Source organism: Streptomyces sp. BJ20 (genome assembly GCF_022869105.1).
GTDB lineage: Bacteria > Actinomycetota > Actinomycetes > Streptomycetales > Streptomycetaceae > Streptomyces > Streptomyces griseoincarnatus.
In genome coordinates this window covers 6652461-6664361 of sequence record NZ_CP094918.1, presented here as the reverse complement: position 1 = coordinate 6664361, position 11901 = coordinate 6652461, and the positions used below count along the sequence as shown (strand labels likewise).

12 protein-coding genes are annotated in these 11901 nt (G+C 72.1%); 5 read left to right on the top strand and 7 right to left on the bottom strand.

All coding sequences use genetic code 11. The features are described from left to right. Nucleotides 1-104: 104 nt before the first annotated feature. Entirely contained in the window at nt 105-1232 is a 1128-nt protein-coding gene (locus MTR79_RS29910) for a dipeptidase (RefSeq protein WP_086701065.1), read from the top strand. Between the two features lie 288 nt (nt 1233-1520). Here the strand turns inward: MTR79_RS29910 and MTR79_RS29905 are convergent, their stop codons facing one another. Beyond that, nucleotides 1521-1913: a VOC family protein gene (locus MTR79_RS29905; protein ID WP_086701082.1), complete on the bottom strand. Its 393-nt coding sequence runs from the start codon at nt 1911-1913 to the stop codon at nt 1521-1523. A gap of 26 nt (nt 1914-1939) precedes the next feature. Beyond that, a complete protein-coding gene (locus MTR79_RS29900; RefSeq protein WP_122214540.1) occupies nt 1940-2299 on the bottom strand; it encodes a VOC family protein in 360 nt (119 codons plus the stop codon). Between the two features lie 109 nt (nt 2300-2408). Between MTR79_RS29900 and MTR79_RS29895 the strand changes: the two genes are divergently transcribed. Continuing rightward, nucleotides 2409-2915, top strand: coding sequence for a CGNR zinc finger domain-containing protein (locus MTR79_RS29895; RefSeq protein WP_048457304.1), 507 nt, complete (start codon nt 2409-2411; stop codon nt 2913-2915). Nucleotides 2916-3018: 103 nt separating this feature from the next. Here MTR79_RS29895 and MTR79_RS29890 read toward each other — a convergent pair whose 3' ends face one another. Then, nucleotides 3019-4362 (bottom strand): UDP-glucose/GDP-mannose dehydrogenase family protein, encoded by a 1344-nt coding sequence (locus tag MTR79_RS29890; RefSeq protein WP_048457303.1) that lies wholly within the window; start codon nt 4360-4362, stop codon nt 3019-3021. Between the two features lie 195 nt (nt 4363-4557). Between MTR79_RS29890 and MTR79_RS29885 the strand changes: the two genes are divergently transcribed. Further along, nucleotides 4558-5715: an acyl-CoA dehydrogenase gene (locus MTR79_RS29885; protein ID WP_048457302.1), complete on the top strand. Its 1158-nt coding sequence runs from the start codon at nt 4558-4560 to the stop codon at nt 5713-5715. A 70-nt stretch (nt 5716-5785) separates the two neighbouring features. On the opposite strand, the gene MTR79_RS29880 is transcribed toward MTR79_RS29885, so the two are convergent. Both MTR79_RS29880 and MTR79_RS29875 read right to left on the bottom strand, forming a co-directional pair. Further along, the gene (locus MTR79_RS29880; protein WP_086701070.1) at nt 5786-6430 is read right to left on the bottom strand and encodes a dihydrofolate reductase family protein; all 645 of its coding nucleotides are present in this window, start codon (nt 6428-6430) and stop codon (nt 5786-5788) included. Nucleotides 6431-6495: 65 nt separating this feature from the next. Continuing rightward, the gene (locus MTR79_RS29875; RefSeq protein WP_244792465.1) at nt 6496-7659 is read right to left on the bottom strand and encodes a phospholipase D-like domain-containing protein; all 1164 of its coding nucleotides are present in this window, start codon (nt 7657-7659) and stop codon (nt 6496-6498) included. 181 nt (nt 7660-7840) lie between these two features. Between MTR79_RS29875 and MTR79_RS29870 the strand changes: the two genes are divergently transcribed. Next, entirely contained in the window at nt 7841-8206 is a 366-nt protein-coding gene (locus tag MTR79_RS29870) for a four-helix bundle copper-binding protein (protein ID WP_086701074.1), read from the top strand. 67 nt (nt 8207-8273) lie between these two features. Here the strand turns inward: MTR79_RS29870 and MTR79_RS29865 are convergent, their stop codons facing one another. Further along, nucleotides 8274-9536, bottom strand: a complete 1263-nt coding sequence (locus tag MTR79_RS29865) for an LCP family protein (RefSeq protein ID WP_086701076.1) — start codon at nt 9534-9536, stop codon at nt 8274-8276. A 119-nt stretch (nt 9537-9655) separates the two neighbouring features. On the opposite strand from MTR79_RS29865, the gene MTR79_RS29860 reads away from it, so the two are divergent. Continuing rightward, complete coding sequence (locus tag MTR79_RS29860; RefSeq protein WP_048457297.1) at nt 9656-10213, top strand: acyl-CoA thioesterase; 558 nt, start codon at nt 9656-9658, stop codon at nt 10211-10213. A 277-nt stretch (nt 10214-10490) separates the two neighbouring features. Here the strand turns inward: MTR79_RS29860 and MTR79_RS29855 are convergent, their stop codons facing one another. After that, nucleotides 10491-11852, bottom strand: coding sequence for an LCP family protein (locus MTR79_RS29855; RefSeq protein ID WP_244792463.1), 1362 nt, complete (start codon nt 11850-11852; stop codon nt 10491-10493). Nucleotides 11853-11901: the final 49 nt, after the last annotated feature.

Here is an 11901-nt window from a genome sequence, read left to right as displayed (position 1 = left end):
GGACGTCCCGTCTTACCCCGAACGCCGCGTTCACCAGGAAGCCAACGGGTGCTCCGTGCGACGGTGACCGTACCGCCCGAGGTCACGACGTACGGAGCCCCGTTATGGCCGATCTCCAGGACGATCTGCATACCGCCGCCGAGGTGGGCCGTGCCGACGAGCCGTACCCGCAGGAGGCGGTGGTCGTCGGCCCTGAGGAGTACCGGCCGGTCTCCGACCCGGACGACGCACCCCTCGACCGCGCGCGGGCCGTCCTCGCCGCCCACCCCGTCTGCGACGGCTACAGCGGCCTGCCGTGGACGCTGCGCGGACTGCCCTGGTACGACCTCGACCTGGGGGAGAGCGCCGTCGACGCGGACCTGCCGCGGCTGCGTCGGGGGCAGGTCGGCGCCGTGTTCTGGTCGCTGCACCTGCCCGACGGCCACGACGGCGGCCGGGCGCTCACCACGACCCTGGAGCAGCTGGACCTGGCGCAGGGGGTCGTCGCCGCCCACGACGCGGGGCTGCGGCCCGCGCGCACCGCCGGAGAGGTCGTCGACGCCCGTAACTGCGGCCGGGTCGCCGTCCTGTTCGGTCCCGCGGGCGCGCCCGCCCTCGGCGACTCCCTGAGCGTCCTGCGCTCCCTGCACGCCCTCGGCGTCCGGGTGCTCACCCTCACCGGCACCTCCTGGGCGGGCCCGGCCGGGCTCTCCCGCTTCGGCGAGGAGGTCGTACGCGAGATGAACCGGCTCGGCATGGTCGCCGACCTCTCCTACGCCTCCGCCCCCACGATCCGCCGGGCGCTCGTGGTCTCCAAGGCGCCGGTGCTGTTCACCCGCTCCGGCGCCCGCGACCTGCGTCCGCACCCGGCCAACCTGCCCGACGACCTGCTCGCCGCGGTGGGCGAGGCGAAGGGGCTGTGCCTGGTGCCGCTCACCGCCGAGCAGGCCGGCCCGACCGTCCGCGACGTCGCCGACCACCTCGACCACGTCCGCACCGTGGCCGGCCCGGAGTGCGTGGGCCTCTCCGGCACGTACGACACGGGCGGCGCGCACCCGCAGGAACTCTGCGACCCGTCCTGCTACCCCCGCCTGATCGCGGAACTCCTCCGCCGAGGCTGGGAGGAATCCGACGTGGCCCTCCTGACCTGGGGCAACGTCCAACGCGTCCTCCGCGCGACCGCCTTCACGGCCCACACGGCCCAGCAACGCCGCAAGCCGTCGACGGCGACGATCGCCACCCTCGACGGCTGAGGCGACACCCGGCCGGGGCCCGGCTCACCTGCGACGTGCTCGCCCCTTCAGGGGCGCGGGGAACTGCGCGACCAGCCACGGGCTGCCCGCACCCGGTGTTGGCGGGGTGCCGCTGCGCCCACCCGGGCCGCCCCAGCGGCACGATTGCCCGCGGCTGGGGTGGCGGGCGCCCCCATAGGGGCGCGGGGAACTGCGCGACCAGCCACGGGCTGCCCGCACCCGGTGTTGGTGGGGTGCCGCTGCGCCCACCCGGGCCGCCCCAGCTGCCGGCAGGCGCGCCCCGTGGTCCTACGGCTGCTCGATACGGCACAGGCAGAAGGGGTGGCCCGCCGGGTCGGCGTAGACGCGGAAGTCCTTCTTCTCGTAGTCCTCGCTGTCCAGGACGCGGGCCCCGAGGGCCAGCACCTTTTCCTCCGCCGCGTCGATCTCCTCCCACGTGCCGCCCGCGTCGAAGTCGAGGTGGAACTGCTGGGAGTCGTGATCGGCGGCCGGCCAGGCCGGCGGCGTGAAGCCGGGGGCGCGCTGGAAGGCGAGGCGGGGGCCCGAAGGGACCTGGAGGACCACCCAGTCCTCGTCCTCCGCCACGGGCGTGCCGCCGGCGACGGCCGCGTAGAAGACCGCCAGTTCACTCGGGTCGGGGCAGTCCAGGACGACGCTGCGCAGTCGTGCCACGGGGGCCATCGGTTCCTCCATGTCTCGTCAGGCTCTCAGCAGGCGCACAGGCAGAACGGGTGCCCGGCCGGGTCCGCGTAAACCCGGAAGGTCCGCGAGCGGTCCTCCGTCTCCAGCGGCTTCGCCCCCAGCGCCAGGACCTCCTTCTCGGCCGCGTCCAGGTCCTCGACGGTCAGGTCGAGATGGAACTGCTGGGAGCGGTCGGCCGCGGGCCACCGCGGGGGGACGTGGCCCTCGGCCCGCTGGAAGGCCAGCGTCGGGCCGCCGGGGACCGCGAGGTCCACCCAGTCGCCCTCACCCTCCGGCGTGCCGCCCACGACTCCGGCGTAGAAACCGGCCAGCGCGTGCGGGTCAGGACAGTCCAGGACGACGGCGCCCACCTTCGCTACGGACATGACTGCCTCCTCGTGTTACCGCTTGAAGCGGTCTACAGGTAACCGTTACCGCATGGTGCCGCAGTACCGGTAACCTCGCAAGGAGATTTCGGAAAGGTACCGTCGCGTCATGAGCGAGAGAGCGGCCCCGCCGGGGCGGCTGACCCTGGTCCACGACCTCGTCAACACCGTGGACCTCGCCACCGGCGCCGACGCACTGGACACCCCCGAGGGCCGCGCGCCCTTCGGGATCGCCGAGGACACCGTCGACGACGCCCGCGAGCTGCGCGAGTCACTGCGCGCCACCCTGCTCGCGCACGCCGGGCACCCCGCCCACCGCCCGGTCGTCCCGCTCGGCGAGCTGCTCGCCCGCGCCCCCCTGGTGGTCACGGTCGACCCCGCCGACGGCTCCGCCGCCCTCGCGCCGGTCGACGAGGGGCCGCTGCTCTCCCGGGTCGCCGCCGCCGTCGCCGAGGCGGTCACGGCCGGCACCTGGCAGCGCCTCAAGGCGTGCGAGTCCCCGGCCTGCCACTGGGCCTACTACGACCGCAGCCCCGCCGGACGCGGCCGCTGGTGCTCGATGCAGGTGTGCGGGGCCCGCGCGAAGATGCGCCGGTACCGGGCGAAGCAGGGGTAGTCCCGGCACGCCCGCGCCCGGTGCGGCAGAATGCAACACGACGCCGGTTCGGCCGACTGAGCCTCGGCCGAACCGGCGTCACCCCGAGCGCGGGAGGCGCGTCTCAGGCCCCGGGGCGTCCCATCGCCCGGAAGCGCCAGCCGGCCCGCCGCCACGCCTCCGCGTCGAGCGCGTTCCGCCCGTCCAGCACGACCCGCTCGGCCGCCACCTCGCCCAGCTCCGCCGGGTCCAGCTCGCGGAACTCCCGCCACTCCGTCAGGTGCAGCACGACATGGGCGCCGCGCACCGCCTCCAGCGCCGAGTCGGCGTACCCGAGCGTCGGGAACAGGCTGCGGGCGTTGTCCATGCCCTTCGGGTCGTAGACCGTGACCTGGCCGCCCTGGAGGTGGATCTGCCCGGCCACGTTCAACGCGGGCGAGTCACGGACGTCGTCCGAATCGGGCTTGAAGGTCGCGCCCAGCACCGCCACCCGCTTGCCGAGGAACGGCCCGCCGCCCAGCTCCTGCCGGGTCAGCTCCACCATCCGGCCGCGCTGGCGCATGTTGATCGAGTCGATCTCGCGCAGGAACGTCAGCGCCTGGTCCGCGCCCAGCTCACCGGCGCGGGCCATGAACGCCCGGATGTCCTTCGGCAGACACCCGCCGCCGAAGCCGATCCCGGCGCGCAGGAACTTCCGGCCGATGCGGTCGTCGTAGCCGATCGCCTCGGCCAGCTTGGCGACGTCGCCGCCGGTGGCCTCGCACAGTTCCGCCATCGCGTTGATGAACGAGATCTTCGTGGCGAGGAAGGAGTTCGCGGACGTCTTCACCAGCTCCGCCGTCGGGAAGTCCGTCACCACGAACGGCGAGCCCTCCTCGACCGGCGTGGCGTACACCTCGCGCAGCAGCTTCTCCGACCGCTCGCTGCGCACGCCCACCACGATCCGGTCCGGCCGCAGGGTGTCCTGCACCGCGAAGCCCTCGCGCAGGAACTCCGGGTTCCAGGCCAGCTCCGCGTCCGCCCCGGCCGGCGCGTGCTCCGCGAGGTAGGCGGCCAGCCGGTCCGCCGACCCGACGGGCACCGTCGACTTGCCGACGACCAGCGCGGGACCCTTCAGATGCGGGGCGAGCGAGGCGATCGCCGAGTCGACGTACGACATGTCGCAGGCGTACTCGCCGTGCCGCTGCGGGGTGTTCACACAGACGAAGTGGACGTCGCCGAACTCGCCCAGCTCGGCCCAGTCCATCGTGAACCGCAGCCGGCCGGTCGAGCCCTCGATCCCGGCCACGTGCCGGCGCAGCAGCTCCTCCAGCCCCGGCTCGTACATCGGGACCTCACCGCGGCGCAGCTTGTCGATCTTCTCGGGCACCACGTCGAGGCCCAGCACCTCGAAGCCCAGCTCGGCCATGGCCGCGGCGTGGGTCGCGCCGAGATAACCGGTGCCGATCACGGTGATCTTGAGGGCCATGGGGGTGCTCCAGAGGTCTGTGGCAGGCACGTGCGCGCCCGAGCATATCCGGGGCGCCCGTACGCCTCCCGCCCGGTTGTTCCCGCGCTGTCGCCCAGCTCACCTATCCACGAGCACGGGGGAAGGCCTAACATTTGAGTTACTTAACGGTAGTTAGCGTGATCAGCATCGCAGCGTTTTGGAGCGTGAGAGACCTTGGCCGGATCGGCTGACTTCGACCTGTACCGCCCGTCCGAGGAGCACGACATGCTCCGGGACGCCGTCCGCTCGCTGGCCGAGGCGAAGATCGCGCCGCACGCCGCCGCGGTGGACGAGGAGGCCCGCTTCCCCCGTGAGGCTCTCGACGCGCTCGTCGCGAACGACCTGCACGCCGTCCACGTGCCCGAGGAGTACGGCGGCGCCGGCGCGGACGCGCTCGCCACGGTCATCGTGATCGAGGAGGTGGCCCGCGTCTGCGCGTCCTCCTCCCTCATCCCCGCCGTGAACAAGCTGGGCTCGCTGCCGGTCATCCTCTCCGGCTCCGAGGCGCTGAAGAAGAAGTACATGGCCCCGCTCGCCAAGGGCGAGGGGATGTTCTCGTACTGCCTGTCCGAGCCGGACGCCGGTTCCGACGCCGCCGGCATGAAGACCCGCGCCGTCCGCGACGGCGACTTCTGGGTGCTCAACGGCGTGAAGCGCTGGATCACCAACGCCGGCGAGTCCGAGTTCTACACGGTGATGGCCGTCACCGACCCGGAGAAGCGGTCCAAGGGGATCTCCGCCTTCGTCGTGGAGAAGTCCGACCCGGGCGTGTCCTTCGGCGCCCCGGAGAAGAAGCTCGGCATCAAGGGCTCGCCCACCCGCGAGGTCTACCTGGACAACGTCCGCATCCCCGCCGACCGCATGATCGGCGAGGAGGGCACCGGCTTCGCCACGGCGATGAAGACCCTGGACCACACCCGCATCACCATCGCCGCGCAGGCCCTCGGCATCGCCCAGGGCGCCCTCGACTACGCCAAGGGCTACGTCAAGGAGCGCAAGCAGTTCGGCAAGCCGATCGCCGACTTCCAGGGCGTGCAGTTCATGCTCGCCGACATGGCCATGAAGATCGAGGCCGCCCGCCAGCTCACGTACGCGGCCGCGGCGAAGTCCGAGCGGAACGACAGCGACCTGACCTTCCAGGGCGCCGCCGCCAAGTGCTTCGCCTCCGACGTGGCCATGGAGGTCACCACGGACGCCGTCCAGCTCCTCGGCGGCTACGGCTACACCCGTGACTACCCGGTCGAGCGCATGATGCGCGACGCCAAGATCACGCAGATTTATGAAGGCACGAATCAGGTTCAGCGGATCGTGATGGCGCGCAACCTGCCGTAACCGGCGGGCGTGACGGCGAGAGGGCGTCCGGATCCCCGGGCGCCCTCCGCGCTGTCCGGCCCGGACGCGGTCACCTGCGCCAGAACAGGTGGTGCGTCACACCGCTCGGGCTGGGCACGGCCTCCAGGTGGTACCGGTCGAGCAGGTCCTCAGGGGAGTCCCACAGACGCAGCCCGGAGCCCAGCTTCACCGGCGACACCGCCACGTGCAGGGTGTCCACCAGACCCGCGTCGAGGAACTGCCGCACGGTGGTGACCCCGCCGCCGAGCCGGACGTCCTTGCCCTCCGCCGCCTCCCGCGCCAGCTCCAGCACCCGCTCCGGGGTCCCGTCGACGAAGTGGAACGTGGTGTCGGACAGCGTGAACGACGGACGCGGGTGGTGGGTCATCACGAACACCGGTGTGCGGAACGGCGGCTCGTCCCCCCACCAGCCCTGCCACTCGTGGTCCTGCCAGGGCCCCCGCTGAGGCCCGAACTTGTTGCGGCCCATGATCTCGGCGCCGATGTCGTGCGTGAAGTCACGGGTGAAGTAGTCGTCGAGGCCCCGGGTCCCGCCGGGGGCGGTGCGGTTGGGCCAGCTCGCGGTCGCCCCCGCCCAGGCGAACATCCTGCCGGGGTCCACATGGCCGAAGGGGCGCTCGAGGGTCTGGTCCTCGCCCGCGCCGATCCCGTCGGCCGAGACGTTGAAGTTCTGTACGCGCAGCAGCTGAGGCACTGTCTCTCCTGACATGGGTGACAGTGGGTGGACTCCCCGCAGGGGGAGAACTCATCGCCGCCGGCTCACAGGAAACGCCTGATCGGGGTGACCGCCGCCTCCGCCAGACGGGCCCGCAGCGGACGGCGCCGCCAGCGGGCCGGGGCGACGGCCTCGCTCTGCTTGCGGTCGGCGTCGAAGTCGTCGTCGAGCCGGGCGGTGAAGTCCTCGTCGAGGACGGCCAGCATGACCTCCTCGTCGTGCTCCAGCGAGCGTCGGTTGAAGTTGGTCGAGCCGATCAGGGAACAGACGCCGTCCACCGTGATGATCTTCGTGTGGAGCATGGTCGGCTGGTACTCCCGCACCTCCACGCCCGCGTCCACCAGCGTCTGGTAGTGCTGACGTCCGGCCAGCAGACAGGCGCGCTGGTCGGTGTGCGGGCCGGGCAGCAGGATCTCGACCCGCACGCCCCGGCGTGCGGCGGCCGCCAGCAGGTCGATGAAGTACTCGTCCGGCGCGAAGTACGCCGTGGACAGCCGGAACCGCTCCTGCGCCGAGGTGAGCACCACGCGCAGCAGGGTCTGCATGTCCTGCCAGCCGAAGCTGGCCGAGCCGCGCACCACCTGCACCGTGGCGTTGCCGGGCTGCTCCTGCGAGGTGAAGCGGTCGTACTCGTCGTACAGCTCGTCGTGGCACTCGGCCCAGTTCTGGGCGAAGGCCGCCGCGATGCCGTCCACGGCCGGGCCCCTGACCCGCACATGGGTGTCGCGCCACTCCTCGGGGGTGCGGGCGTCGCCGCACCACTCCTGCGCGATGCCCACCCCGCCGGTGAAGGCGGTGTGCTCGTCGGTGACGAGCACCTTGCGGTGGCAGCGGTGGTTCTGCCGCATCGGCGACAGCCGGGTCGGCTTGCGGAACCACGCCACGTGGACGCCGGCCTCCTCCATCGCCTCCAGCAGCTCCGGCTCTATCTCCTTGGCGCCGAAGCCGTCCAGCAGCAGCCGCACGCGGACGCCCGCGCGGGCCCGCTCCGCCAGCGCCCCCGCGAACTCGTGCGCGATGTCGCCCCGCCAGTAGACGAACGTCATCATGTCGACCGTGTGCTCCGCGGCGCGGACCGCCTCCAGCATCGCAGGGAAGATCTCGTCGCCGTTGCGCAGCGGCACGAGTTCGTTGCCCTCGGTCGCCGCGATGCCGATGAGCCGCTCCAGCCGTCTGCGCAGCCGCTGCCGTTCCGTCTGTGCCGTCATGGTCCTCTCCTGGTCCGTCCCGCGATTCGCCCCCTCGGCGCCGCGGTCACCGGCGCCACCCTCCCTGGTTGCCGCTCCCGGCCCGGCCAAGCAGCGCCCCTGTGGTGGTCATGGACACAGGGGCGTAGGACGGGAGGTGCGAGGAGCGAGCGCCGGTCCTCGCCGGACCCTGGGAGGAGCCATGACCCAGCAGCAGCCGGCCACGGAACCGCTGAGCAAGGAGATGCAGGACTGCGTCCAGGCGTGCATGACCTGTCACGGCGTGTGCGAGGAGGCCATGAGCGCGTGTCTGCAGAGGGGCGGCGAGGACCGGACGCGGATCATGCGGGCGCTCCTCGACTGTTCGGAGATGACCCGCATGTGCGCGGACATGATGATGCGGCGCTCGCCGCTGCACAACGAGATGTGCATGATGTGCGCGCAGGCCTGCGACCTGTGCGCGGAGGCGTGCATGACGATGCCGGAGGACGAGCTGATGACGCGGTGCGCCGAGTCGTGCCGCCGCTGCTCCGAGATGTGCCGTGCGATGGCGGGCGCCCCGATGTGACGGGACACGCCGGACATGCGCGAGGGCACCCCGGGAAGGGGTGCCCTCGACGTGGTGACCGGCGGTGTCAGTCGCCCGTGACGGTCACCTTCTCGTCGTTGTTCAGCTGGTTGACCAGCTGCTTCACCTTGTCCTTGTCCCACAGCAGGTTGCCGCCGCTGGAGCCGGCGAGCGGCATGTTCATCGAGGTGCCCTCGCCGCCGCTGACGCCCTTCATCGACCAGAACATGTCGGCCAGGTCGAACAGGCCCATCTCCTTGTCGACGATCAGGGAGTCCAGTCCGGCGCTCATGGTCGGGTAGAGCCGGAAGGGGTTGAGGACGGTGCCCGGGGTGGCGACCTGGTTGGCCAGGGCCGAGAGGAACTTCTGCTGGTTCTTCGTGCGGTCCAGGTCGGAGCCGGCCAGGGCGTAGCGGGTGCGGACGAAGGCGAGCGCCTCCTCGCCGTTCAGGGTCTGCTTGCCCTTCTTGAGGTCGGCGCCGGACTTGGTGTCCTTGATGTCCTGCGGGATGTCGATCTCCACGCCGCCGACCGCGTCGACGATGTTCGCGAAGCCGGCGAAGCCGATCTCCACGTAGTGGTCGATGTGCAGGCCGGTGTTGAACTCCACCGTGCGCACCAGCAGCTCCGGGCCGTCCTCGGCGTACGCGGCGTTCAGCTTCACCTGGCGGCCGGTGCCCTGGTAGGTCTTCCCGGACTCGGAGCCCTTGAAGGTGGGGATCTCCACGTTCGAGTCACGGGGCAGCGATATGAGGGTCGGGCCGTTGTCGCCGGTGTGCAGGATCATCACCGAGTCCGTGCGCTTGCCCTCGGAGGAGCCGGTGCGCAGCCGCTTCTTGTCCTCGTCGGACAGCCCCTCACGGCTGTCGGAGCCGACGATGAGGTAGTTGGTGCCCTCGCCCTTCTCGGGCCGCTCGATCACCTTCGACAGGTCGACCTCGCGGTTGAGCTTGGAGTCGGCCCAGAAGTACGTGGCGACGGTGGTGACGAACAGCACGGTCACCAGGGTGATCGCCGTCCACTTGATACGGCGCCGCCAGTCCGGCGCGGGGCGCTGCGGGCCGTAGCCGTCACCGCCGCCGCGTCCGCCACCGTAGACCTGGCCCGTGTTGTAGCCGCTGTCGTAGTCGTCGTAGCCGCCGCTGCCGTGGCCGTCGACGTACTGGGGCTGCTGCGGGACCCCGCCGTAGGCGCCCTGCCCGGGAGGGGCCGGCTGACCCCGCCGGACCTGCCGCATGACACGGGGGCTCTCGGGCTGGGCGCTCGCGCTCCCGCGTCCGTAGCGGCGGCCGCGGTTGTCGTCGGACCATGCCTCGGGCCAATCATTCATGGCAGACAGTGTGCAGGTCCGCCGGGCCGGCCGTACAAGAGTCGTCGGAAAATCAGAGCGGCCCTGTTGCGAAGCTGACACAAAACAACCGCTTGTGACCTCGGCATAAGGTGGAGGCCATGACAGACCAGGCCCCTGCCGCGCAGACGGACGGTCCGGAGATCCCGGGCAAGCCCGTCTCGGCGTCCCGCACCACCCTCAGCCACATCATGACCCACAGCGACACCAATCTTCTGGGCACCGTGCACGGTGGGGTGATCATGAAACTGGTCGACGACGCGGCGGGCGCCGTCGCCGGCCGGCACTCCGGAGGGCCGGCCGTGACGGCCTCCATGGACGAGATGGCGTTCTTCGAGCCGGTCCGCGTGGGTGACCTTGTTCACGTCAAGGCCCAGGTCAACTGGACCGGCCGGACCTCGATGGAGGTCGGGGTGCGGGTGCTGGCCGAACGCTGGAACGAGTCCACGCCGGCGACGCACGTGGGCTCGGCCTATCTCGTCTTCGCCGCGGTCGACGCCGACGGCAAGCCGCGGCGGGTGCCGCCGGTCCTCCCCGAGAGCGACCGCGACCGCCGCCGCTACCAGGAGGCCCAGATCCGCCGCACCCACCGCCTCTCCCGCCGCCGCGCGATCCTGGAACTCCGCGAGAAGCGCGCGGCGGAGGGCTTCGACGACTGACGCCGCCGCCCTCCGGTGCCGCCCTGGGCGGACGCCCCGGGCCCCTGACCCGGGCGTCCGCGACACGGCTCGCTGCCTGAGCGCTCAGGGCGAGGACGGCGTCCCGGCCCGCGAACGGCCGGTGACGCCGGACCCTCGCGCAACGGCCGAGCCGGGCATGCCCGGCTGCCGTGTGCCGAGGCCGCCGGCGGCCCGGAGGGGCGAGCGGTCCGGCGGGGACGGCGGGTGCTCCGGGCCACGGCCCGCGGGGGCCGGAAGGGAAGCGCCGCGGGCGGGGTCAGCCGCAGTTGACCTCGTCGCCGCGGACCACTCCGAACTCTCCCTGGCCCGGGTCCTCCGGGCGGACCTTGCGGACCTTCTCGAAGTCGGCGCCTGCGATGACCTTCAGGGTCGGGCCCTGGCCCTTCACCGCGCGCAGTTCGCTGCCGGGGAGGGCCGCCGCGAGGGACTTCGCGGAGCGGTCCCAGCGGGGGTCGTAGGCGACGACCGTGCGCCCGTGGTCCTGGCGGGCGGCGTTGACGGGGGCCTTGGTGGTGGCGAAGCCGGTCGCCGCCAGGGCCGCGTCCACGCGCCGGCCCAGACCGGGCGTGCGGGTGCCGTTCTCGACCTGCACCCGGATCTGCTTCGGGTCGACCGGCACCCGCAGCGCCGCGCCGGCCGAGGGCCGCGGGGACAGCGGCTCGTCGCGGCGCAGCGCGTCGAAGATGTGCTCGGACTTCTCCGGGTCCCACTTCAGCGTCGAGCCGATGCCCTTCACGACGTGCCCCGGCGTCACCACGGGCACGGTGGTGAACTCCGACGACGACGGTGAGAAGTTCCGCATCGCCCGCCCCAGGTCGAGCAGCTCGCCGGTGCCGAACCCCTCGTCCGCGCGGACCGAGCCGAGCACCGCGCGCGTGACGTCCCGGAACCGCATCGGGTTCAGCAGGATCCCGGACGACGTGGCCCGCTCCACCAGCGCCGCAAGGAAGTGCTGCTGCCGCCGCATCCGGCTGAGGTCGGACCCCCCGTCGACGTACCGGGCACGGACGTACTGGAGGGCCTCGCCGCCCTTGAGGGTGTGCCGGCCCGGGGCCAGGTCGAGTCCGCTGCGGCTGTCCTTGAGCCGCTGGTCGGTGCAGATCTCCACGCCCCCGACCACGTCGACCGTCTTCATGAAGCTGGCGAAGTCGACCTCCAGGTAGTGGTCGATCTTCACCCGGGTCATCTTCTCCACCGTCCGCACGGTGAGCTGCGGCCCGCCCTCCGCGTAGGCCGCGTTCAGCTTCAGCGGGTGTCCCTCGTGCCGCTGCCCGCTGACCCGGTCGGTGTGCGGGGGCGTCTGGGCGTAGGAGTCGCGGGGCAGGCTGACGACGCTGGCGCGGTCCCGGTCCTCCGAGATGTGCACGATCATGATCGTGTCGGTGCAGTGGCAGGGCGCCCCGCCGAGCCGGTACTTCTCCCGCTCTGCCTTGCCGATGCTGTCCCGCCCGTCCGTGCCGACCAGCAGGATGTTCATGCCGTGCCCGGCCCGTGGCCGGTTCTTCATGTCGCGGAACGGGTCGACGCGTGCGATGTCGTCGTCGAGCCCGCTGAGCACCGCGTGCCCGATCCCGGCGGAGGCGAGCACCACGACCGACAGCGCGGTGACCGTGCGCATGACCCACCGCGGCCGGCGGCGCGGGGGCGCCGGCGGGCGTGGGGCCGGG